Source organism: Pseudoclavibacter sp. 8L (genome assembly GCF_902506465.1).
GTDB lineage: Bacteria > Actinomycetota > Actinomycetes > Actinomycetales > Microbacteriaceae > Pseudoclavibacter.
In genome coordinates, this window is sequence record NZ_LR733186.1 from 587,565 (window position 1) to 609,189 (window position 21,625).

Genomic DNA, 21,625 nt, shown 5'->3' on the forward strand with positions numbered 1-21,625 from the left:
GGTCACGGAGTGCGGACAGCCCCGAGGACGGCGTCGATGATCTGCTCGACGCGGACACCCGTGGCATCCGCCTCGAAGCCCAGGATGATGCGGTGGCGGAGGATGCGGTGCGCGAGCCTGCGCACGTCTTCGGGGACCACGTGGTCGCGCCCCTGAAGCAGCGCGACGGCTCGCGCGCCCTTGGCGAAGTTGATCGAGGCGCGCGGCGAGGCGCCGACCTCGACGAGGCGTGCGAGCTCCGGCGCGATGTACTCGCCCGCGTGGCGGGTGACGTAGACGAGGCCCACGATGTACTCCGTGATCGCCTTGTCGACGTAGACCCGGGAGGTGAGGTCCTGCAGACGCGTGACGTCCTGCAGATCGACGGCGGCGGGCTCGCCGTGCTCGAACACACCCTCGTCGATGCGCCTCAGGATCTCGGACTCCTCGGCGGGATTCGGGTACTCGAGCACATCCTTGAGCATGAACCGGTCGAGCTGCGCCTCAGGCAGGACGTAGGTTCCCTCCTGCTCGATCGGGTTCTGCGTCGCGATCACGAGGAACGGGTCTGGCAGCGGGTAGAGCGTGCCGCCGATGGTGGTCTGGCGTTCCTGCATGGCCTCGAGCATGGCCGACTGGGTCTTGGCGCTCGAGCGATTGATCTCGTCGAGGAGCACGAAGTTCGCGTGGACGGGCCCGAGCTGAGTCGAGAAGCGGTGCTCCGCCGCGTCGTAGATCTGGGTGCCGACGATGTCGGACGGGAGCAGGTCGGGGGTGCACTGGATGCGGCTGAAGGAACCGCGCACCGACTGCGCGAGCGTCTGCGCCGCCGTTGTCTTCGCGAGGCCGGGGACCGACTCCAGCAGCACGTGTCCGCCCGACATGAGCCCGACCAGCAGCGTCTCGCGGAGCTGTGTCTGCCCCACGACCTTGTGGGCGAAGGCCCGCGAGACGGCGCCGATGGACCGGCCCGCTTCCTGGAGCTCCTGCTGGCTGAGCTTGAGCTGCTGACCGCCGACAATCGTCACGGATCCTTCTTCCTGCGGCGGGGTCTGCCTGCCGACTCTAGTGATCTCGCCTCGTGCACTTCAGTGTTTTCCAAGGGAAAGCGTAATGATCTCGCCCATGCCACGCGTTCAGCTCTCCGGAGGCTACTCGAACAGCCGGATCGGATTGACGATGTCAACGTAGATGAACAGCGCACTCATCGCCATGAGGCACCCCGCGATGACCAAGGTCACCGGCAGGAGCTTGGCGGTGTCGAAGGGGCCGGGGTCTGGGCGTCCGAAGAGCTTCGCGAGGCGACGACGGATCCCGTCGATGAGCGCTGCGAGCACGTGACCGCCGTCGAGGGGCGGCAACGGCACCAGGTTGATGACGCCGAGCGCGATGTTGACGGATGCGACCAGCTGCACGATCGTCGCGATCCTGTCCACGACCGGGATGCTGGTCTCGGCGGCCACCTCCCCCGTGATGCGTCCGACTCCGACGACGCTCATGGGCCCGTTCGGGTCTCGTTCGGCTCCCCCGAATCCGGCGTTCCACATCTCGACGATGCGCTCAGGCATGGTGATGATGAAGTTCCCGACGGCGCGGACGTTCGCCTCTGCCATCGTGAACGCGTAGAGCGGCGACTGACGAGTGCGCTCCTGCGTTGGAGTGATGCCGACGAAGCCGACCTCCTCGGTCACGTAGGAGCCATCCGCGGCTTCGACGCGCGCTCCCGTCAGCTCGTCGAGCTCGTAGACGGTGTTCACCCGGGGAGTGAGCTCGAGCTGCAGCTGCTCACCGGCCCGCTCGACGCCCAGCGAGATCGACGCACCTGGACTCACTCGGATCGCGTCCTGCAGCACGTCCCAGTTGTCCGCCGGCACGCCGTCGACACTCGTGATCGTGTCCCCAGGCAAGAGCCCGGCCTCGAAGGCTGGCGCGGGCGTCTCGCAGGGCTCCCCCTCGGCCGGCGCTACCGCGCCGGCGGCGACGACGCACTCGTACACCGAGCCGACCGTGGTCGACGGCTGGTAGAGGCCGAACCCCGAGCACACGATCATGAATCCGAGGATGGCGATGACGAAGTTCATGGCTGGCCCGCCGACCATGATGACGATGCGCTTCCAGACAGGCAGAGACGCGTAGGTGCGTCCCTCCTCTCCGGGTTCGACTCCCTCGGCGGAAGCCAGCCTGGCGTCGTCGATCATGCTCGACATGAACCCCGTGCCGCCCGTGCGAGCGGCCTCGCCGGCCTTGGCGGGCGGGTACATGCCGATCATCGCGACGTAGCCGCCGAGCGGGATCGCCTTGACTCCGTACTCCGTCTCGCCGTGTCGACGGGAGAACAGCGTCGGCCCGAAGCCGATCATGTACTGCGTGACCCGAACGCCGAAGCGCTTGGCGGGCACGAGATGGCCGACTTCGTGCAGCGCGATCGACGCCGCGAGGCCGATGACTGCGGCCAGCACGCCGACGATGAAGAGCAAGACAGATTCCACGGGGGTCAAGCGTAGACCTGCTGAGCCGCCCTCTTGCTGTCGATCCGCCTTGGCCGCCGGGCCGGGGACTGCCGTCGATGCGCGTCATGCACCCCGTAGGCTTGCCCGATCATGAGCCAAGCATCAACCCTGCCGGCTGAAGCCGCCGTCGAACTCGCCATCGTCACTCGATCAGGCTTCGTGGAATCCAGGCACATCGGAGCCGCGGTGGTCACGAATGCGGACGCCACCCTGCGGGCCGAGCTCGGCGACGGGCACCAGCCTGTGTTCCCCCGATCGACCCTCAAGCTGTTCCAGGCGCAGACTGCCCTCGCGCTCGGCGCGCAGCTGACGGATGAGCAGACGGCGATCGCATGCGGGAGCCACTCGGGCTCCCCGGCTCATGTCGCGCACGTGCGCGAGATGCTGCATGCCTCGGGTCTCGACGACCGTGCGCTCGCCTGTCCGGCTTCCTGGCCAAGAGACCGCGCCTCGAGGGACGCACTCGTTCGAGCCGGCGAGGCCTCTGCGGCCGTGTACATGGAGTGCAGCGGCAAGCACGCCGCCATGCTGGCTGCCTGCGTGGCGCAGGGCTGGCCGGTTGAGGGGTACCTCGCCGCCGAGCATCCCCTGCAGCTCGCCATCAAGGACACGATCGAGCGGATGACCAGGGAACGCCCGAGCGCGGTGGGGATCGACGGATGCGGCGCCCCCGTCTTCGCCGTGAGCCTCGTCGGGTTGGCGTCCGCCGCGAGCCGCCTCGCGACATCGAGCGCAGCCTCTCCGTTCCCGCTGTTCAAGGCCGCTGCGTCCGTCTGGCGTTCGGTCCTCGCGAACGGCTGGCTCATCGAGGGCCACGGACGACCGAACTCGATCGTCATCTCGGAACTGGGTGTCCTGGCGAAGTCCGGTGCCGAGGGCGTGCTCGTCATGGCCGCTCCCGACGGCACGGCAGTGGCCATGAAGATGCTCGACGGCTCCAACCGTGCCAGTACCCTCGTCGGCCTGCAGCTGCTCGTCGCAGCTGGAGCGGCCGATGTGAGCCGCGTGCAGCAGCTGCTGCCGCGCCTCGGGCTCGAGGTTCTGGGTGGGGGCGTGCTCGTCGGCGAGATCATGGTGGGGTCGGCGGTGCCGACAAGTCTCTAGCTCGAAGGGCGCTGGGCCCGTCCAGGCGCGCCTCTTCGTCAGTCCAGCCGACCCGGGTCGTCTCACCGGTGAGACTTCGGAGAACAGCGCCCCGCCGGGCATCGAGGACCGGTGGCGGCAGCGGATCACCCCGGAGCAGCGTCCGGTGCTCCCCCGTGCTCAGACCTGAGAGCAGGACCGGATGCTCCGCGGCCAGTCGAGACAGCAGTCCGAACTGCGCCTGCCAGTCTTCGACGACGCCGAGGACAGCGCGCCTCGGCGCGGCATCCGTGTCCGGCGCCTGCGCCGGACCGGCGTCAGCTGCGCGATCGGCGAGCCAGGCGCCGAGAGTCGTGCAGGCAAAGCCCCGCGCCTCGAGGATGCGGCGAAGGGGCTCGATACGACGCGCAGCAACCAGCAGGTTCTCAGCGCCGGTCTGTGCGAGGGCGTCTCGCGGATCTCCAGGGTCATCGGAGCGTGCTCGAGGTGCTCGGAGGGGTCGTGTCGCACGCGCGACCTGGCAAGGAAGACCGTGCCAGGTCGCTCGCCCCGGTCCGGCGTGGCTGCGGTGATCTGAGGGCTCGCCGCCTGCCATGACGTAGGCGGCGCGATCGCCGCCGACCAGACGCAGCGTCTGAGCTGCGGCACCCACCAGCACCGAAGCGTGGCCGCCTGCTCTGCTCGTGGTGAACACGACGGCGGGGAATCCGGTTGCGGAGCGGCGAACGAGCAGCGTCAGTCGCTCGGCGAAGGCGGAGCGATACGGTTCGTCGACCTGCGACAGGAACAAGTCGACATCATCGACGAGGAGCAGTCCAGGGCGAGACGTGAGCTCGGGGCTCCGGAGCTGATCCCAGGCCGTCTCCAGATCATCGCTGAGCACGACGACAGCCGGCGATTCGGCTCCCTGCACGGTCCGTGCTGTCTCGGCGAGCATCGCGAGGCACCCGGTCTTGCCCGTGCGCGGCCCGCCGATGACCAGCATCGCCCCGAGCCGCGGAGTGAAGACGGCGGTCGGCTGACGTCGGAGCTCCGTGTCGTCCGCGATACCGAAGGCGAGGCCTCGTCGGCCGGACTCCTCGAAGGTACTGGGCTCATCGAGGGCACTCGGTTCTCGGAGGGCCCTGGCAGCGATCTCCGCCGGCAGCGCGGGAAGCCAGGGAGGCTGCGGGGGCGTCCCGCCGAGATGAGCCTCGCGCTCTGCGCCGGCTCGGATACACGCCGCGATCGTGTCAGATGAGGATCGCTGCACCTGCACCTGCGCTGCCCCCTCTCCCGCCACGACGATCGCGAGTCCAGGCGTCGACACGGGCAGGTTGGCCGCGGCCCCGCTGCCGATGACGGCCGTGCTGTCTGCCGCTGCGATGACGCGCAGGCTGATGCGGATGCTGCAGTTCGCGAGCGTCGCTCCCCTGACCGCGGATGCTGGCTGCTGGGCACAGAGGATGAGATGGACACCGAGACTCCTCCCTCGCGCGGAGATGTCGGAGAACACCGCTTGGAGCTCGGCATCCGAGTCGACGAGTGCCTGGTACTCGTCGACGACGACGACGAGCCTGGCAAGGCTCGGCGCCTCGGCCACCTGCTTCGCACCGGCAGCACGGAGTGCCCGCTCACGGAAGCGGATCTCGGCGCTGAGGCTCGCCGCCGCCCTCCGCGCCTCGTGGTCGTCCAGATCCGTGACCACGCCAACGCAGTGCGGGAGGGCGGCGATCTGGTCGAAGGTCGCACCGCCCTTGAAGTCGAAGCAGAGCACCTGCACGTCACGAGTGGACCTCGTGGCCGTCATCGCGAGGACCCAGGTGACAAGCAGCTCGCTCTTGCCGGATCCGGTCGTCCCGCCGACAACGGCATGGGGTCCGTCAGCGACGAGGTCGACCTCGAACGCCACACCGTTCTGGGTGCCTATCTGAGCTGCGAGCGATGCGTGATGGGGCAGCCTCCGAAGGCGAAGCGTCGACGCTGCAGAGGCGTCACCGTCACGGCCCGCGAGCAGCTGACCGGACTCGGCCCGCGCTCTGAGCTGAGCGAAGGCGCGCAGCTCCTCGACGGTGACCAGCTCCGGTCGCACCGTCAGACGCTGCCCATCAGCAAGCTCCACGGTCGCCTGCGCCGGGCTCAGCATCCGGATGTGGAGCTCACGGGGCGGTGTGTGCTGACGCTGCGAGGGGCCAAGTCCATCGGCTCGGGGGTCGAAGTCGACGCCGAAGTCGAGGAGCATCCCCGGGCCATGATCCGCCGTGAGGACAGGGCGCCAGTCTCCTCGGTGCCCTCGGATTTCGCCGTTCAATGCCTCCCCCACCGCGCTGCTCCCGATCGCGACGCGCCCGACCGATGCGGCACGCTGGATCAGCAGCGCGCGACTGGCCGCCAGAATCAGGTGCCGGTTGCCGGTGAGTCTGACCCTCTCGCTGTCGGCCACGACAGGAGCATCATCGAGGACGAGGAAGGGCTCGAGGCGCGCCTGCGCGTCGTCGGGCAGCTCGCGGAGCTCTCCCTGGATCTTGAACCGGGTGCGCACGCGCCCGAAGCCCAGGATCAACTGCGACTCCCGGGCATCGGAGCAACCCGAGATGAGCGCCCGAGCTCCAGGCGCGGAACGATGGAGTTCTCGGAGGTCGTGGTGAGCGAGCGCCCGTGCGCCGCGCACGCAAGCATCGAGTTCACTCTCGAAGACCGCCTCGGCTCGCCGGTGCTCTGCGCGCGACTGACGTCTCGACTCTGCGTAGCTGGCCACCGCCATCACCGGTCCCAGCACCGCGAAGGCCAGCATCACGGGCGAGGACAGCACCGCCCAGAGGACAAGCGCGACGACGACGGGTGCGACGGCCATGAGTGTGGGAAAGATGACTGTGCGTTCACCGGCGACGCTGGCAGGCAGGTGGACGACTCCGTCCGCCGGTGCTGATCCGTCAGCTGCTGCGAATCCGTCGGGGGACGCCGACCCGACCGGTTCGCTAGCACTCACGCCAGACCGCAGACCCGCTCTCGCTCTCGGTCTCGGTCTCGGTCTCTGTCTCGGTCTCGGTCTCGGTCTCGGTGAGCCACTCATGGACATCCGAGAGCCACGGCGGCAGCACGCAGCGCTCGACAAGCCAGGCGACACTCGCGGCCACCCGGTCATCCGGGCGTCGAGCAAGAGCACGCTGAGCGAACGCCGCCCCGGCGCTGGCACGGCCCGAAGCCCATTCGAGCCAGGCGATCCCGGCGAGCAGACCGGGTTCCTCGTCGAGGTCCACGAGTGCGCCAAGCTCGCGGAGGCAGGCGACAGTCGTGCGAACTCGCTCTCGCGAGAACGTCGGCAGCTGTGGCCCGGCGCTCTCCCCCGGCAGCAGACTCGCCCAGATCGGCGCCAGCGACAGGAGGTCGTCTCGATCACCGAAGGCGACCGTTATCAGGAGGAGCTCTGACGTTCGACGCCCGCGCAGCATGCAGAGCAGCCCTGCGAGCTCAGCGTCGCTCAGTCCGGAGCCGCCGCCCTCAGGCGCGAGGGCTGCGAGCCACCCCTGGCGCATCCCGGAGAAATCCTCCTCGCCCTCGTGCACCTGGGCGTGCTGTTCGTCGGCCTCCGCGAACGCCCTCCTCCGTCCGGCGGGGGCTGCTTCGATCTCGGCGTGGATCGCCGGTTCTGCCGCCTCACGCCACGCATCCTGAGCGCCGAGCGCCCTCGGCCCGACATCGCAGCAATCGGGATCATCACAGCCGTACACGCCCCAAGCGTCCGACGCTCTGCAGAGGCAGAGCACAACCTCGATGCCCGCTCGGTCACCGAACTCGACAAGCGCCTCCGCCAGCTCCGAGTGCGGCGGCGTCGGGCCGCTGCCGAACGGGAGGTTCGGGCTGAGCACGAAGACCACGCGCTCGATGTTGCTGAGATATGCCAGGTGACCGATCACGGCGCCTGCGTATGCTCCTGTGTCGACTGCGTGCGCCTCCGACGGACTGGGCAGGTCGAATCGCAGAACCACACCCCCTCGTCGGCCGCTGAGCGGGATGGCTACGAGCGAGCCGACAGGCGAGTACCCCAGGAGCTTGGGGACCGCGTCGAGGATCTGCTTGGGCGTGCTGAGTCGAATCCGTTCCATAGGCAGAAGCTAGATGGACGCCGGCCTGCCGAGATCTCCGAGACATCAGGCTGTGGAGAACGACACGAGTCGAGGCACAGGTACACCGGAGTGAGAAGAGCACGCCACGTGGAAACGAATCCACGTGGCGTGCTCTCTCAGACGACTGCCCGCTTATCAGTGCTGGGGCGGGTTCTGCTGTCCGTACGGCTGCTGGTTTCCCGGGTTCTGCCCGAGGGGCGGCTGCTGCGTCGGGGCCTGACCATATGGCTGCTGCGCAGGCGGCTGACCGTACCCCTGCTGGTTCGGAGCCTGACCATACGGCTGCTGCGCAGGCGGCTGACCGTACCCCTGCTGGTTCGGAGCCTGACCATACGGCTGCTGCGACGGAGCCTGGCCGTATCCCTGCTGAGCAGGAGCCTGGCCGTAGGGCTGCTGGACGGGAGCGCCCTGCTGCGGGTATCCGACGGCACCCTGAGGCTGGCCGTAGGCCTGCGAGCCCAGGTTCATGAGCGCTGGGTTCCAGCGGGAGCTGTCGAACCCGACGATGGCGAACCAGACGATGGGCAGGAAGATGTAGAGGACGACCCACGCGCCGCCCTTGCCGAAGCCTTGTCCGATTCGGTACGCCGCGATAGCGAGCAGCACGACCAGGGCGATGTTCACACCGGGAATGAAACCGACGAGCACCCACCATCCGGGGAAGCCCGCTGCTTCGACGAAGGTCCACTGGTTGTAGACGGGGACCCAGGCCTTCCAAGCGTCGATGCCCATCTTGGTGAACACCTTCGACATCAGCCACGAGGAGAGGGCGTAGGCGCCGAGGAGAATGACGAAGTAGAGCAGGATTCCTAGCGCGCCGATTCCTGCTGCGGTCTGATCGCCGTAGGAGAAGATTTCCATTGAGGAGTCACTTTCTGATATTCAGTCGACGTCTGCGTCGCGTGCTCGATGTGCACGCGAGTCAGCGTAGGCAGACTTGGTACAAAGTAGCGGCGTTTCGAGCCCCTTGTCGATGGGGAGACCTCCCCGGGGCTCGTATCTGCTCACCTGGGCGGGCGAGGCGTGTCGCCGTCAGAGGCCCTCGGGCACGATCAGGCGGGCGCATCCGGGCTCCGTAGGCTCAAGATCCCAGCCGGCATCACGACAGAAGTCAGCGAGCTCGTGGGCATCGCGAATCGCGTCGGCGCGTTTCGCCTGCTCTGCGGCGAGCACGATGAGACCGCGAGTGAAGAGGCCCTTGCCGCGTTTGTTGAAGTGGTTCAGCGATCGCACCTCGCCGTCCGGCGTCCGGGAGACGACGTCGATGGTGACGTGTCGCTCGGCAGACTCCACCGGACCGAGCGCGGAGTAGGCCTTCGAACGCAGATCGATCACGAGCCCCTCGTGCTCGGCGAGCGCCCGAGCTGTCGCCTGGGCCCAGCGATTCGCTGGGGCGACACCTCCGAGGCGCGACCCAGCGGAGAGACGATAGGCGGGGATGCCTTCTCCCCCGCCGACGAGCCCGAAGAGGGCCGAGTGAACGGCGACGTGGTGCGCGGCCCAGCCGAGCTGATGGTCGCTCAGCGAGGACGCGTCGAGGGCGTCATAGAGAACACCCGTGTAGCGCAGAAGCGCCGCCATCCGAGGGCTGGAGCGCAGGTTCCTGTTGCGTTCCAGTTCCTGCTCGGCCTGCTTCTCCGAGATCTTCAATACCTTGCGGGCGGCGTCGGCGTCGTGGGAGAGCCGCTGCAGCTCGCTGGCGGCGGCTTCGCGCACATCCGAGAAGTTCTCCGCCCAGCTGAGTCCGCCTGCTTCCGGTGTCTGCACCAGATCGTCGCTGAACGCAGCGTTGCCGCCGTCCCGTTTGGTTTCGGACGGCGGCAACAGCAGCAGGAGACGTTCGGTCACTCCCCGGAGACGAGTTCAGCCTCGCCGGCGACGACCGTGACGACGTCGCTGTTCACCGAGAGGAACCCGCCCTCAGCGTTGGCGACGATCTTCGATCCGTCGGTGGTCGTGATGCGAACCTGGCCGGACCCCAGGGACGCGAGCATGGGCTCGTGGCCGGAGAGGATTCCGATCTCGCCTTCGGAGGTGCGAGCGACGACCATGGTCGCGCCGCCTTCCCAGACGAGCTTGGTTGCTTCGACGACCTTGACGGTCAGTTCGCCTTTGCCTGCCATGACTATGCGTTGTCCTTCTGCATCTGCGCCCACTTCTCTTCGACGTCGTTGATTCCACCGACGTTGAAGAAGGCCTGCTCGGCGACGTGGTCGAAGTCACCCTTGGCGATGGCGTCGAACGACTCGATGGTCTCCTTGAGGGGAACCGTGGAGCCCTCGACACCGGTGAACTTCTTCGCCATGTAGGTGTTCTGCGAGAGGAACTGCTGGATGCGGCGTGCGCGGGAGACGGTGATCTTGTCTTCCTCGGAGAGCTCGTCGACACCGAGGATCGCGATGATCTCCTGCAGTTCCTTGTTCTTCTGGAGGATCTGCTTGACCTCGGTCGCGACCCGGTAGTGGTCGGCGCCCAGGTAGCGCGGGTCGAGGATGCGGCTCGTCGAGGTGAGCGGGTCGATGGCCGGGTAGAGGCCCTTCGACGCGATCTCTCGCGAGAGCTCCGTCGTCGCGTCGAGGTGGGCGAACGTCGTCGCGGGGGCCGGGTCGGTGTAGTCGTCGGCGGGCACGTAGATAGCCTGCAGCGACGTGATCGAGTGGCCACGCGTCGACGTGATGCGCTCCTGGAGCACACCCATCTCGTCGGCGAGGTTCGGCTGGTAGCCGACGGCGGACGGCATACGGCCGAGCAGCGTCGAGACCTCGGAACCCGCCTGCGTGAAGCGGAAGATGTTGTCGATGAAGAGGAGCACGTCCTGCTTCTGCACGTCACGGAAGTACTCAGCCATGGTGAGGGCCGAGAGGGCGACGCGGAGTCGCGTTCCCGGCGGCTCGTCCATCTGGCCGAACACAAGCGCGGTCTTGTCGAAGACGCCTGCTTCTTCCATCTCGTAGATGAGGTCGTTGCCCTCACGGGTGCGCTCGCCGACACCGGCGAAGACCGAGACGCCGCCGTGGTCCTGCGCGACTCGCTGGATCATCTCCTGGATGAGGACGGTCTTGCCGACGCCGGCTCCACCGAAGAGACCGATCTTTCCACCCTGGACGTACGGGGTGAGGAGGTCGATGCTCTTGATGCCGGTCTCGAAGAGCTCGGTCTTGGACTCGAGCTGGTCGAAGGCCGGGGGCTCGCGGTGGATGGGCCAGCGCTCGGTGATCTCGTAGGGCTCGGAGAGCATCGTCTCGTTGAGCACTTCACCGGTGACGCTGAAGACCTTGCCCTTGGTGACGTCGCCGACGGGCACCGAGATCGGAGCTCCGGTGTCGCGAACTTCCTGGCCGCGGACGAGTCCGTCGGTGGGCTTGAGCGCGATGGCGCGGACGAGGTCGTCGCCCAGGTGCTGTGCAACCTCGAGCGTGAGCTTGAGCGACTGGTCGCCAAGGCTCACCTCGGTCTCGAGGGCGTGGTAGATGCCGGGGATGGCGTCATGCGGGAACTCGATGTCGACAACGGGACCCGTGACACGGGCGATCCGGCCGACACCGGCCGGAGCCGTCGTGTCTTCCCTGTCGGAGACGATGTGCGTCGTCATGTCTTGTCCTTTTCTTGCGTGTTCGCGCGGTTATGCGGTTGCGAGCGCGTCCGCGCCGCCCACGATCTCGGAAATCTGCTGCGTGATCTCTGCCTGGCGCGCGTTGTTCGCGAGCCTGGTGTAGTCGCGCACCAGGGTGTCTGCGTTGTCGGAAGCCGCGCTCATGGCGCGCTGGCGGGCAGCGTGCTCGGATGCGGCGGAGTGCAGCATGGCGTTGAAGAGGCGCGCCTGGATGTAGTCCGGAAGCAGTGCGTGAAGCACGGTCTCCGCATCCGGCTCGAACTCGTACAGCGGGAGCAGCGGGGCCTCGTCGGCTTCGGCGACGTCTTCGCTGTCGACGACCTCGAGCGGCAGGAGCCGGACGACGGTCGGCGTCTGCGTGACCATCGACTGGAACCGGTTGTAGACGTAGTGGATCTCCTCCACGCCACCCTCTTCGAACGGAATCGTGAACCGATCGACGAGGGCTTCGCCCAGTTCCTTCGCGGTCTGGAAGACCGGAAGGTCGGTGGCACCCGTCCACTGCTTCTCGCTGGCACGCTTGCGGAACGCGAAGTAGCCGACCGCCTTGCGCCCGACGAGGTAGTGGACAACTTCCTTGCCCTCAGCCTCGAGCGTGTTCGTGAGGCCCTCGGCCTCGCGCAGAACGCTCGAGGAGAAGGCTCCGTTGAGGCCTCGGTCGCTCGTGAAGACGACAACCGCGACGCGGCGGACCTCTTCGCGCTCGGTGACGAGGATGTGATCGATGTCCGTGTAGCTGGCGACTGCCGAGACTGCCTCGGTGATCGCCTGCGCGTACGGGTTCGACTCGGCCATGCGTTTCCGCGCCTTGGTGATGCGCGAAGTGGCGATCAGCTCCATGGCGCGGGTGACCTTCTTCATCGTCTGGGCAGACTTGATCTTCTGCCGGTAGACCCGAAGTTGTGCTCCCATGCTTCTCCTGTGCTCGTCGTCGAAGTCGTCGAGGGCGCCTAGCGGCGCTTCTTGACGATCTTCTCCTGCTCGATCTCGTCAGCGGCGACCTGTTCGGCGCTAGCGACGAGCGGAGTTCCGTCGTTCTTGAGGTACGTCTTCGAGAAGCCGTCGACGCCTTCGGCCATGGCCTTCAGCGTGTCGTCTTCGAGCTTTCCGCTGTCGCGGAGGCGGCTGAGGACGTCGGTGTTGCGCTCGAGGTACTCGAGGAGCTCGTTCTCGAAGCGCAGGATCTCGTCGACCGGCACGAGATCGAGCTTGCCGTTCGTTCCAGCCCAGATCGCGACGACCTGCTGCTCGACGGGGTACGGCGAGTACTGCGGCTGCTTGAGGAGCTCCGTGAGGCGCGCTCCACGTTCGAGCTGACGGCGCGTCGTCGCGTCGAGGTCCGACGCGAACATCGCGAAGGCCTGCTGCGAGCGGTACTGCGCGAGCTCGAGCTTGAGCGTTCCCGAGACCTTCTTGATGTGCTTCTGCTGGGCGTCGCCACCGACTCGCGAAACCGAGATTCCGACGTCGACCGCTGGACGCTGGTTGGCGTTGAAGAGGTCGGACTGCAGGAAGATCTGGCCGTCCGTGATCGAGATCACGTTGGTCGGGATGTACGCCGAGACGTCGTTCGCCTTGGTCTCGATGATCGGAAGTCCGGTCATGGAGCCGGCACCCATCGCATCGGAGAGCTTGGCGCAACGCTCGAGGAGGCGGGAGTGCAGGTAGAACACGTCACCTGGGTAGGCCTCGCGTCCCGGCGGGCGGCGCAGGAGGAGCGACACGGCGCGGTAGGCCTCAGCCTGCTTGGACAGGTCGTCGAAGACGATCAGGACGTGCTTGCCCTCGTACATCCAGTGCTGGCCGATGGCCGAGCCCGTGTACGGGGCGAGGTACTTGAAGCCGGCAGGGTCAGAGGCGGGGGACGCGACGATCGTCGTGTACTCCATCGCACCGGCGTCTTCCAGCGCACCCTTGACGGAGGCGATGGTCGAGCCCTTCTGGCCGACGGCGACGTAGATGCAGCGAACCTGCTTGTTGACGTCTCCGGACTCCCAGTTGGCCTTCTGGTTGATGATCGCGTCGATCGCGATCGCCGTCTTGCCGGTCTGGCGGTCGCCGATGATGAGCTGACGCTGGCCACGGCCAACGGGGATCATCGCGTCGATGGCCTTGATGCCGGTCTCGAGCGGCTCGTGAACCGACTTGCGGTCCATGACGCCAGGTGCCTGGAGCTCCAGTGCGCGACGACCGGACGTGGCGATCTCGCCGAGTCCGTCGATGGCGTTGCCGAGTGGGTCGACGACACGGCCGAGGTAGCCCTCGCCGACGGGCACGGAGAGGACTTCACCGGTGCGGCGGACTTCCATGCCTTCGACGATGCCCTGGAACTCGCCGAGGACGATGACGCCGATGCTGCTCTCGTCGAGGTTCTGTGCAAGACCGAGCGTTCCATCGGCGAAGGTGATGAGCTCGTTGGCCATGACGCCAGGAAGACCCTCGACGTGCGCGATGCCGTCCGAGGCGTCAACCACGGTGCCGACCTCGGTCGCCGTGGCGCCTTCCGGACGGTATGAGGAAGCGAACTGCTGGAGAGCGTCGCGGATCTCATCCGGATTGATTGTGAGTTCTGACATGTTCTTCCCTTGTCGTCCGGGGCCTCGCCCCGAGAGTTTCAGTGCGTGAGGCTCAGGCGAGCTGCAGGCGGAGGTTGTTGAGTCGAGCGGCGACGCTGTCGTCGATAACGTCATCGCCAAGCTGCACGCGCAGACCGCCGATGATCTTCGGGTCGATGATCGTCGTGACGGAGACTCGTCGGTTGAATCGACGTGTCAGACCGGCCTCGAGCTTCGCGAGCTGCTCGGGGGCGAGCGGACTTGCGACGGTCACCGTTGCGACGGAGCGACCTGCCTGATCGGCAACCACTCCGCCTGCCCAGGTGAGGAGGCGGCGGGTGCGTCGACCGAGCGGGTTTCCCACGAGCTCTCGGAGGATCAGCAGGCTAGGCGCGCTGATCTTGCCCGCGAAGAGACGCTCGATGAGCTTCGACTTCACGGCCGAGTCGCCGAGACGAGACCCGAGGGTGAGCTCTAGCTCGGGGTTGGCGCTGATCGTGTCGGCAACCGTGGTGAGCTCGGCGGCAATAGCCGACTGCTCCCCTGCGGTCTGTGCCGTCGCACGGACTGCGAGTTCCTGCAGGCCGAGCGCGAACTCATGGTTGCTGGACCAGGTCTGGCTGACAGCATCCTGAAGGAGCTGCAGCGCGCGCGGGCTCAGGTGAGAGCCGAAGACTCTCCCCGCGAGCTCGCGCCTGGCGCTGACGTCGGCGGCAGGGTTCGACAGTGCAACGAGGAGGTGCTGGTTGGCAACCGCAGCGTTGACCGCGGCGAACACCTGCTCAGCATCCTGCAGCTCTGCCTGGCCCCAGCCGTCGACGCTGTTCTTGAGGGCTGCCAGTGCGTGTCTGGTCGCGCTTCCCATCAGCTGTGCGTTCCTGCCTTCTGGTCGTTGTCGAGCTCGCTCAGGAACCGGTCGACGTAAGCCGTCGAGCGGTTGTCCTCGCGCAGGCTCTCCCCGACGACGCCGGAGGCGAGGTCGAGTGCAAGCGTGCCGACTTCGGCGCGGAGCGAGACGATCGCCGTCTGGCGCTCCGCCTCGATCTGAGCCTTGGCGGAGGCGGTCATGCGGTCGAGCTCAGCCTGCGTCTCGGCCTTCTTCTGGACCTTGATCTGATCTGCATCGACTCGAGCCTGCTCGCGGATCTCCGCAGCTTCGGTTCGTGCCGCAGCGAGAAGCTTCTCGTTCTCGTCGCGCTTGGCAGCAGCCTCGGCCTGAGCGATCTCCGCCTTGCGGATGCCGCCCTCGATCTGCGCTTCGCGCTCATCGAGTACCTTGCGGAGCGCCGGGATGGCGAACTTCCAGAAGAAGAATCCGAGCACAACGAAGACGACCGCCGACCAGACGATGTCATACGTAGCGGGAAGGAGGACGTTGCCCTCTTCCGCTGCGAGAGTCGACGTAACCGCCGACAGTGCGAAAGTGCTCATGTGCGGACCCGCTTACTGGAAGATGAAGAACGTTGCGACGCCGATGAAGGCGAGCAGCTCGGTGAAGGCGATACCGAGGAACATGGTGACCTGGAGGCGGCCAGCCATCTCGGGCTGACGTGCCATGGCCTCGACGGTCTTGCCGGCGACGATACCGATGCCGATGCCGGGGCCGATTGCAGAGAGGCCGTAGCCGACGGTAGCGATGTTGCCGGAGATCTCGGCGAGCGTGGTGGTTTCCACAGGGGTTTCCTTCCGTATGGGTGGTGAAGCAGGATGCTTCGCGTGAGTCAGGTGGGTCTTAGTGGCTCTTGGCAGCGGCCTGCTGGATGAAGACCGCGGTGAGGAGCGTGAACACGAAGGCCTGGAGGACCGACGCGAGGATCTCGACGAGCGTCATCACGAAGCCGCCGAGGAGCGTGGGGATGCCGAACAGCATGTCGAGCGGGCCGCCTGGGCCCTGCATCGAGTAGGTGATGACGAAGAAGTTCGTCGCGCTGAACGTGAGGACAAGCAGCAGGTGGCCGACCATCATGTTGAGGAAAAGTCGCAGAGCGAGCGAGACCGGGCGCACGATGAAGATGTTGATGAACTCGATCGGCGTCAGCAGGATGTACATGGGCCACGGCACACCGCTCGGGAAGAGGGCGTTCTTGAAGAACGTGCCGGGGCCGGCTTCACGGAAGCCTGCGTAGATGAAGGCGATGTACGAGACCACGGCCAGCACGAGCGGCATGCCGATGAGCGCGGTTCCGGCGATGTTCAGTCCGGGGATGATGCCCGTGATGTTCATCGCGAAGATTCCGAAGAACATTGCGGACAGCAGCGGCAGGTACTTGTGGCCGAGCTTCTCACCCAGGATGCCGTCGGCGATCTGCGACTTCACGAAGCCGATGGCGATCTCGGCAAGGGACTGGCCCTTGCCCGGGATGACCTTCGGGCTGCGCAGAGCAAGCCAGAAGAGCAGCAGCAGGACGGCGATCGCGAGGAGCCGGACCAGGATGATGCGGTTCAGTTCGAACGGCGTGCCGGCGAACGCCACCGCCTCGAGGAAGAACTCGTGGTCAAGCGACGGCGGGTGGAAGATGCTGTTGTCCTCCGCGGCAGCGATGAAAACTGGCAGATTCAGGGCTGAGGCGAACAGAGCACTCTCCTGTCTCGGGGCGCAGCTGTCGTTGCTGCGCTTCGATGAGTTCGGGCGGGTGCACACACGGGAAGGACCCCTTCTCGGCGCACCTGGATCAGCCTATCAAGAAATCCCCAGGCAGGAGTGCACTTCGGGCCTCCCGGCAGAACTTTTCTACTATTTGTCGTCGCCGGGCAGTCGAACGTCGCTGACGTTCCCCATGCGGCCGCGCACGACGCACACCACATCGACGACCACGGTCGCGATCACGGCGACGACCAGGCACAGCCAGAGAGTGAAGAGGTGCACGATCGGCAGGTCCCTGATCAGGAAGAGCGCGCCGAGGAAGACGATGAACTTGAGGATCCAGGCACCGAGGATCGTCGCCATGAAGAAGATCTGATCAAGGTGAGACGCGAGGATCACGGAGACGACGGTGATGCCGGTGAAGAGGAGCGTTATGGCAGCGGCGAAGAGCGCGCTCCAGAGTCCGTTGATGCCGACCGCGAGGAAGCCGATGGCGCCGCCGAGCACGGCGACGGCGATCGCGACGACGACGGACCACTTCAGGATGCTCTTGAAGATCGGCACGGAGGTGGGGGTCGTGGAGGAGTTCATGCGTCCATTCCGGATTCGGGTGCTGCTTTGAGCAGCGAGGCGTTTGCGTCGGCAAGCTCGTCGTGGGCGTTCTCCCCCGGCGCCTTCTGCGCCCGACGCTCGAGGGATTTCCGTCGACTGAGCGGTGCCATGGTGACCAGGGTGCAGGCGACGAAGCCGACGACGACGAAGCCGATGACGATGCCGATGGGGATCGAGATGAGATCGGCGGCGAAGGCCATGAGCGCACCCACGGACACGACCGCGGTCCAGGAGTAGAACACGACGACCGCCCAGCGCTGGGAGTGGCCCATGTCGAGCAGCCGGTGGTGGAGGTGCTTCCGGTCGGCGGTGAACGGCGACTTGCCCGCCCTCATCCGCCGGAACACGGCGAGAGAGAAGTCGAGCAGCGGCACGATCAGGACAGCGAACGGGATGATCATCGGCAGGAAGGCCGGCCAGAGCTCCGTCCGGCTGATGGTCTGCGGGTCGACCTCGCCGGTCACGGCGACCGCGCTGGCGGCCATGAGGAGTCCGACGAGGAGCGCGCCCCCGTCCCCCATGAACATCTTGGAGGGGTACCAGTTCAGCACGAGGAAGCCGAGGCAGATGCCGATGACGATGGCGGACAGCAGCGCGCCCATCGTGAAGCGGCCGGTCTGGCCCGCGAACTCGCTGAGCACGTAGCTGTACACGAGGAAGACGCCGTTGGCGATGATGGCCACGCCTGCCACGAGGCCATCGAGGCCGTCGATGAAGTTGACGGCATTCATGACGAGGACGACGGCGAGCACCGTGATCGCGATCGACATCCACTGCGACCCGACGGTGATGCCGCCGATCGGCAGTGACGTGATGGCGACTCCCTGCCAGGCGAGGAGGATGGCTGCGAGGATCTGCCCCGCGAGCTTCGTCATCCAGTCGAGGTCGATGAAGTCGTCGATGACCCCGATGAGCACGATGAGGGATGCGGCGCCGACGAGCGCCCAGATGCGCCCCGGCTGCTCGAAGACGAGGGAGAAGAAGGGGATCTGGGATGCCGCCGCCAAGGCGAGCAGCATGCCGATGAACATCGCGACACCGCCGAGGCGCGGCTTCGGGGTCGTGTGGACGTCGCGCTCGCGCACCGGCGGGTACCACTCGAACCGCATGGCGAGTCGCCAGACCACGTAGACGAGCACAAGCGTGACGAGCGCTGTGCCGACGACGAGGGCGAGATAGATCCGCACGCTAGGACTCGTGCCCCGCTGCCGGCTCTGATCGCGACGGGGTCTCCTCGGCCGGCTCGGCTGCCGGCGAGCTCAGCGCGACGGTCTCCTCGCTCGGGTCGCCAGCGGGCTCGACGGCGTCGACCGGGGCCAGCTTGTCGCCGAGCACCTCCTCGATGAGTGCCCGGGAGAGAGCCCCCTGCCGCACGATGCGCGCTGGCTCGCCCCGCGTGAGCGGGGTCGCATCCACGATCGTCGATGCTTCTCCCCCGGCGGGGCCGCCGTCGAGGAAGACTCCCACGTCATCCCCGAGCGCTGCAAGCGCCTCTTCTGCTGTTGTGGCCGCCGGCTCGCCGTGCTTGTTCGCACTGGAGACTGCGAGCGGCCCCGTCTCCTTCAGGAGCTCTCGAGCGAGCCTGCTGTCGGGGATGCGGAGGGCGACGGTCCCGTTCGTGTCGCCGAGGTCCCACTGCAGCGACCCTCTGGCCTGCAGGATGACGGTCAGCGGGCCCGGCGCGAAGCGCTCGAAGAGCTGACGGGCGAGTGGATGCACGTTCTCAGCGAGCGCGTCGAGCGTCTCGTGGTTCGCGACCAGCACTGGCGGCGGTGTCGCCCTGGTGCGCCCCTTGGCGTCGAGAAGACGCTGGACCGCCTGCGCCGAGAAGGCGTCGGCGGCTATGCCGTAGACCGTGTCGGTCGGCATGACGATGACCTCGCCGCTCGCGATGGCCGTGCGTGCCGCACGGACCGCTGCCAGGAGGTCGAGTGAGTCTGTGGTGGCGTAGATCTGTCCCATTCTTCGTCACATGATAGCCGGGCGGCCGGGGGCATCCCCGTTCGACGCGGAGCGGACGGCAGATGTGATCCGGTCACGGCCGGTGAGGTCTCTGGCGGTGGCTGCGCCGCTGAAGCCCGCATTTGCGAAGATCTCCCGGATCTCCGCACCCTGGGAGTCCTCGTGCTCGATGACGAGGACACCCTCTGGTCGCAGGGCACGAGCAGACCAGGTCGCGAGCCTCCGGATGAAGTCGAGTCCGTCCGCGCCTGAGTAGAGGGCCGCCTCGGGGTCGTGATGCCAGACTTCCCTGCTCTCAGGGCGGTTCGCCGCTGGCACGTAGGGAGGGTTGGAGACCACGAGGTCGAGCGAGGCCGACGGGAGCGCCGCGAACGCGCGAGCGGCGTCCCCGAAGAACGTGGCCACCGCTCCCTCGCCGTAGCTCTCGACATTGGACCGCAGCCAGGGCCAGGCGGCACTGGAGCGCTCGATCGCCGTCATGGTGATGCCTCCGTGGAGGCGAGCCACGCCCAGAGCGACGGCCCCGGTCCCGGATCCGACATCAACGCCAGTGAGCTTCGCGGGCGTCGACTCGGCGCCGCCGAGGTGTTCGACCGCGGCCATGACCAGCGACTCCGTCTCAGGGCGCGGGACAAACGCCCCGGGTCCCACCGCCAGCTCCATGTCGATGAACGGAGCCCGTCCGGTGACATGCTGGAGCGGTTCGCGCCGTGCACGACGCGACGCCGCCTTCCCCACGGCCAGAGCGTCCGCCTCGGACACCGCTCGACCGAGAAGCGAACGCATCTGCACCTCGCCGCGAGAGACGCGCAGCACTGCCGCGAGGAGGACGTCCGCCTCCGTGCGCTCGTCCGCGATACCGGCCGTCTTCAGCTGTTCGCGAACCCGCTTTCGCAGCTCGTCCATGTACAAGATCATGGGTAGAGTCTTCCGCACATCGACTCGCGGCGTCATCCACAGCATTTGCGAGGGAGATGATTGGGACGATTGCCGCGGGCGAACGCAGCCAGCGACACCCACGAAGTTCACACAGCATCCCAGAAGGGCACGAAGTGACTGGAAAGATCTACAACGACATCACCGAGGTCGTCGGCCGTACCCCGCTCGTCAAGCTCGGCCGCATCAACGACACCGGCGCGAACATCCTCGCCAAGCTCGAGTTCTTCGGTCCTGGCTCCTCCGTCAAGGACCGCCTGGGCCTTGGCATCATCCGTGCAGCTGAGCAGAGTGGCGAGCTGCAGCCCGGTGGGACGATCGTCGAGGGCACCTCGGGGAACACGGGTATCGCGCTTGCGATGCTCGGTGCCTCCCGTGGCTACCGCGTCATCCTGGCGATGCCCGAGACCATGTCCATCGAGCGCCGCCAGCTCCTGAAGGCCTTCGGCGCGGAGCTCGTGCTCACGCCGGGCCCAGAGGGCATGCGTGGGGCCGTGGCCCGCGCCAAGGAGATCGTCGACGAGACGCCTGGCGCCATTCTCGCCCGCCAGTTCGAGAACGAAGCCAACGTGCAGATCCACCGCGAGACGACTGCGGAGGAGATCTGGGCGGACACCGACGGCGAGGTCGACATCTTCGTCGCCGGCGTCGGCACGGGCGGAACCATCTCCGGTGTCGGACAGGTGCTCAAGGAGCGCAAGCCCGACGTCAAGATCGTGGCCGTCGAGCCCAAGGACTCGCCCCTCCTGACGGAGGGCAAGGCCGGGCCGCACAAGATCCAGGGACTCGGCGCGAACTTCGTTCCCGACGTGCTCGACCGTGACGTCATCGACGAGGTGCTCGACGCGACACTCGAGGACAGCATCCGCGTCTCCCGTGCGCTGACCTCGACGGAGGGCATCTTCAGCGGCATCTCGAGCGGAGCGAACCTCTGGGCTGCTCTCGAGATCGGGAGGCGTCCAGAGAACGCCGGGAAGAACATCGTCGTCATCATCTGCGACACCGGCGAGCGCTACCTCTCGACGGTGCTCTTCGACGACCTGCGCGACTAGCGAGTGGCAACGGCAACACCTCGTCGAACGCCGGCACCGCTTGGTGTCGGCGTTTGGCGTCGGGTCAGGGAGGACATCGCGGCGACGCGGCGGAACGACCCGGCGGCCCGCTCGAAGCTCGAGATCGTCGTCAACTACTCGGGACTCCACGCTCTGTGGCTGCACCGCGTGGCCCACACGCTCTGGATGCGCCCAGGCACGAAACTGCTCGCGCGCACGCTGTCACAGTTCAATCGCTTCGCGACCGGGGTCGAGATCCATCCCGGCGCCCGGATCGGCCGCAGAGTCGTGATCGACCATGGCATGGGCATCGTCATCGGCGAGACGGCGATCGTCGGGGACGATGTCCTCATCTATCACGGCGTCACGCTCGGCGGCACCTCGGGTCACCGAGTCAAGCGCCACCCCACGGTCGGCAGCCGCGTCCTGATCGGGGCCGGGGCGAAGCTCCTCGGCAACATCACGGTGGGCGACGACTCTCGAGTCGGTGCGAATGCGGTCGTCACGCGAGACGCACCGCCCAACTCCGTGCTGACGGGCGTTCCGGCGCGCATCCGCCAGCGGACCTCCGCCGAACAGGATCTGGTCGGGTACTACGAGATCTAAAAGATCTTAAAGCTTCGCCCCCTGTTC

At 66.8% G+C, this 21,625-nt stretch carries 21 protein-coding genes; 3 read left to right on the forward strand and 18 right to left on the reverse strand.

The window, feature by feature from the left end:
• Nucleotides 1-2: 2 nt before the first annotated feature.
• Nucleotides 3-1,007, reverse strand: a complete 1,005-nt coding sequence (locus GV007_RS09615) for an AAA family ATPase (RefSeq protein WP_374953485.1) — start codon at nucleotides 1,005-1,007, stop codon at nucleotides 3-5.
• A 123-nt stretch (nucleotides 1,008-1,130) separates the two neighbouring features.
• A complete protein-coding gene (locus tag GV007_RS09620; protein WP_201297649.1) occupies nucleotides 1,131-2,468 on the reverse strand; it encodes a M50 family metallopeptidase in 1,338 nt (445 codons plus the stop codon).
• 111 nt (nucleotides 2,469-2,579) lie between these two features.
• Between GV007_RS09620 and GV007_RS09625 the strand changes: the two genes are divergently transcribed.
• Nucleotides 2,580-3,593, forward strand: a complete 1,014-nt coding sequence (locus GV007_RS09625) for an asparaginase (RefSeq protein WP_160072173.1) — start codon at nucleotides 2,580-2,582, stop codon at nucleotides 3,591-3,593.
• Here GV007_RS09625 and GV007_RS09630 read toward each other — a convergent pair.
• From GV007_RS09630 to prmC, 16 genes are all read right to left on the reverse strand, one after another.
• The gene (locus GV007_RS09630) at nucleotides 3,559-6,405 is read right to left on the reverse strand and encodes an FtsK/SpoIIIE domain-containing protein (RefSeq protein WP_160072175.1); all 2,847 of its coding nucleotides are present in this window, start codon (nucleotides 6,403-6,405) and stop codon (nucleotides 3,559-3,561) included. The genes GV007_RS09625 and GV007_RS09630 overlap by 35 nt on opposite strands.
• A gap of 124 nt (nucleotides 6,406-6,529) precedes the next feature.
• Nucleotides 6,530-7,657, reverse strand: coding sequence for a DUF4192 family protein (locus GV007_RS09635; RefSeq protein WP_160072177.1), 1,128 nt, complete (start codon nucleotides 7,655-7,657; stop codon nucleotides 6,530-6,532).
• Nucleotides 7,658-7,813: 156 nt separating this feature from the next.
• A complete protein-coding gene (locus GV007_RS19040; RefSeq protein WP_201297651.1) occupies nucleotides 7,814-8,539 on the reverse strand; it encodes a DUF5684 domain-containing protein in 726 nt (241 codons plus the stop codon).
• A gap of 171 nt (nucleotides 8,540-8,710) precedes the next feature.
• Entirely contained in the window at nucleotides 8,711-9,526 is an 816-nt protein-coding gene (locus GV007_RS09645) for a YaaA family protein (RefSeq protein WP_160072179.1), read from the reverse strand.
• Nucleotides 9,523-9,801, reverse strand: a complete 279-nt coding sequence (locus GV007_RS09650; RefSeq protein ID WP_104241488.1) for a F0F1 ATP synthase subunit epsilon — start codon at nucleotides 9,799-9,801, stop codon at nucleotides 9,523-9,525. Before GV007_RS09650 ends, GV007_RS09645 begins: the two co-directional genes overlap by 4 nt.
• 2 nt (nucleotides 9,802-9,803) lie before the next feature.
• Nucleotides 9,804-11,270 carry a F0F1 ATP synthase subunit beta gene (atpD, locus tag GV007_RS09655; RefSeq protein WP_104241489.1) on the reverse strand — a complete coding sequence of 489 codons (1,467 nt, stop codon included), beginning with the start codon at nucleotides 11,268-11,270 and terminating at the stop codon, nucleotides 9,804-9,806.
• 30 nt (nucleotides 11,271-11,300) lie between these two features.
• Nucleotides 11,301-12,203, reverse strand: coding sequence for a F0F1 ATP synthase subunit gamma (locus GV007_RS09660; protein ID WP_160072181.1), 903 nt, complete (start codon nucleotides 12,201-12,203; stop codon nucleotides 11,301-11,303).
• Between the two features lie 38 nt (nucleotides 12,204-12,241).
• Nucleotides 12,242-13,867, reverse strand: coding sequence for a F0F1 ATP synthase subunit alpha (gene atpA, locus GV007_RS09665; RefSeq protein WP_160072183.1), 1,626 nt, complete (start codon nucleotides 13,865-13,867; stop codon nucleotides 12,242-12,244).
• Nucleotides 13,868-13,919: 52 nt separating this feature from the next.
• Nucleotides 13,920-14,711 (reverse strand): F0F1 ATP synthase subunit delta, encoded by a 792-nt coding sequence (locus GV007_RS09670; protein WP_160072185.1) that lies wholly within the window; start codon nucleotides 14,709-14,711, stop codon nucleotides 13,920-13,922.
• A complete protein-coding gene (locus GV007_RS09675; RefSeq protein WP_104241493.1) occupies nucleotides 14,711-15,277 on the reverse strand; it encodes a F0F1 ATP synthase subunit B in 567 nt (188 codons plus the stop codon). The genes GV007_RS09670 and GV007_RS09675 overlap by 1 nt, the downstream gene beginning before the upstream one ends.
• Nucleotides 15,278-15,289: 12 nt before the next feature.
• The gene (atpE, locus tag GV007_RS09680) at nucleotides 15,290-15,520 is read right to left on the reverse strand and encodes an ATP synthase F0 subunit C (RefSeq protein WP_104241494.1); all 231 of its coding nucleotides are present in this window, start codon (nucleotides 15,518-15,520) and stop codon (nucleotides 15,290-15,292) included.
• Between the two features lie 58 nt (nucleotides 15,521-15,578).
• On the reverse strand, nucleotides 15,579-16,406 hold the full coding sequence (gene atpB, locus GV007_RS09685; protein ID WP_104330912.1) for a F0F1 ATP synthase subunit A: 828 nt from the start codon (nucleotides 16,404-16,406) through the stop codon (nucleotides 15,579-15,581).
• Nucleotides 16,407-16,580: 174 nt separating this feature from the next.
• A complete protein-coding gene (locus GV007_RS09690; protein WP_104241495.1) occupies nucleotides 16,581-17,021 on the reverse strand; it encodes a hypothetical protein in 441 nt (146 codons plus the stop codon).
• Nucleotides 17,018-18,229 carry an MraY family glycosyltransferase gene (locus GV007_RS09695; RefSeq protein ID WP_160072187.1) on the reverse strand — a complete coding sequence of 404 codons (1,212 nt, stop codon included), beginning with the start codon at nucleotides 18,227-18,229 and terminating at the stop codon, nucleotides 17,018-17,020. Before GV007_RS09695 ends, GV007_RS09690 begins: the two co-directional genes overlap by 4 nt.
• Before the next feature lies 1 nt (nucleotide 18,230).
• A complete protein-coding gene (locus GV007_RS09700) occupies nucleotides 18,231-19,004 on the reverse strand; it encodes an L-threonylcarbamoyladenylate synthase (RefSeq protein ID WP_160072189.1) in 774 nt (257 codons plus the stop codon).
• Nucleotides 19,005-19,010: 6 nt separating this feature from the next.
• Entirely contained in the window at nucleotides 19,011-19,922 is a 912-nt protein-coding gene (gene prmC, locus GV007_RS09705) for a peptide chain release factor N(5)-glutamine methyltransferase (RefSeq protein WP_160072191.1), read from the reverse strand.
• 134 nt (nucleotides 19,923-20,056) lie between these two features.
• Here prmC and cysK point away from each other — a divergent pair, with 134 nt between their 5' ends.
• Nucleotides 20,057-20,992, forward strand: coding sequence for a cysteine synthase A (gene cysK, locus GV007_RS09710; RefSeq protein WP_236558446.1), 936 nt, complete (start codon nucleotides 20,057-20,059; stop codon nucleotides 20,990-20,992).
• A 3-nt stretch (nucleotides 20,993-20,995) separates the two neighbouring features.
• Nucleotides 20,996-21,598, forward strand: coding sequence for a serine O-acetyltransferase (gene cysE / locus GV007_RS09715; RefSeq protein ID WP_160072195.1), 603 nt, complete (start codon nucleotides 20,996-20,998; stop codon nucleotides 21,596-21,598).
• Nucleotides 21,599-21,625 lie beyond the last annotated feature (27 nt).

What these genes read in the sequence shown, in the direction of transcription:
- GV007_RS09625 (WP_160072173.1), top strand. Translation starts at nt 2,580, where the DNA reads ATGAGCCAAGCATCAACCCTGCCGGCTGAAGCCGCCGTCGAACTCGCC.
- GV007_RS09630 (WP_160072175.1), bottom strand. Translation starts at nt 6,405, where the DNA reads ATGGCCGTCGCACCCGTCGTCGTCGCGCTTGTCCTCTGGGCGGTGCTG.
- GV007_RS09635 (WP_160072177.1), bottom strand. Translation starts at nt 7,657, where the DNA reads ATGGAACGGATTCGACTCAGCACGCCCAAGCAGATCCTCGACGCGGTC.
- GV007_RS19040 (WP_201297651.1), bottom strand. Translation starts at nt 8,539, where the DNA reads ATGGAAATCTTCTCCTACGGCGATCAGACCGCAGCAGGAATCGGCGCG.
- GV007_RS09650 (WP_104241488.1), bottom strand. Translation starts at nt 9,801, where the DNA reads ATGGCAGGCAAAGGCGAACTGACCGTCAAGGTCGTCGAAGCAACCAAG.
- atpD (WP_104241489.1), bottom strand. Translation starts at nt 11,270, where the DNA reads ATGACGACGCACATCGTCTCCGACAGGGAAGACACGACGGCTCCGGCC.
- GV007_RS09660 (WP_160072181.1), bottom strand. Translation starts at nt 12,203, where the DNA reads ATGGGAGCACAACTTCGGGTCTACCGGCAGAAGATCAAGTCTGCCCAG.
- atpA (WP_160072183.1), bottom strand. Translation starts at nt 13,867, where the DNA reads ATGTCAGAACTCACAATCAATCCGGATGAGATCCGCGACGCTCTCCAG.
- GV007_RS09670 (WP_160072185.1), bottom strand. Translation starts at nt 14,711, where the DNA reads ATGGGAAGCGCGACCAGACACGCACTGGCAGCCCTCAAGAACAGCGTC.
- GV007_RS09675 (WP_104241493.1), bottom strand. Translation starts at nt 15,277, where the DNA reads ATGAGCACTTTCGCACTGTCGGCGGTTACGTCGACTCTCGCAGCGGAA.
- GV007_RS09690 (WP_104241495.1), bottom strand. Translation starts at nt 17,021, where the DNA reads ATGAACTCCTCCACGACCCCCACCTCCGTGCCGATCTTCAAGAGCATC.
- GV007_RS09700 (WP_160072189.1), bottom strand. Translation starts at nt 19,004, where the DNA reads ATGGGACAGATCTACGCCACCACAGACTCACTCGACCTCCTGGCAGCG.
- prmC (WP_160072191.1), bottom strand. Translation starts at nt 19,922, where the DNA reads ATGATCTTGTACATGGACGAGCTGCGAAAGCGGGTTCGCGAACAGCTG.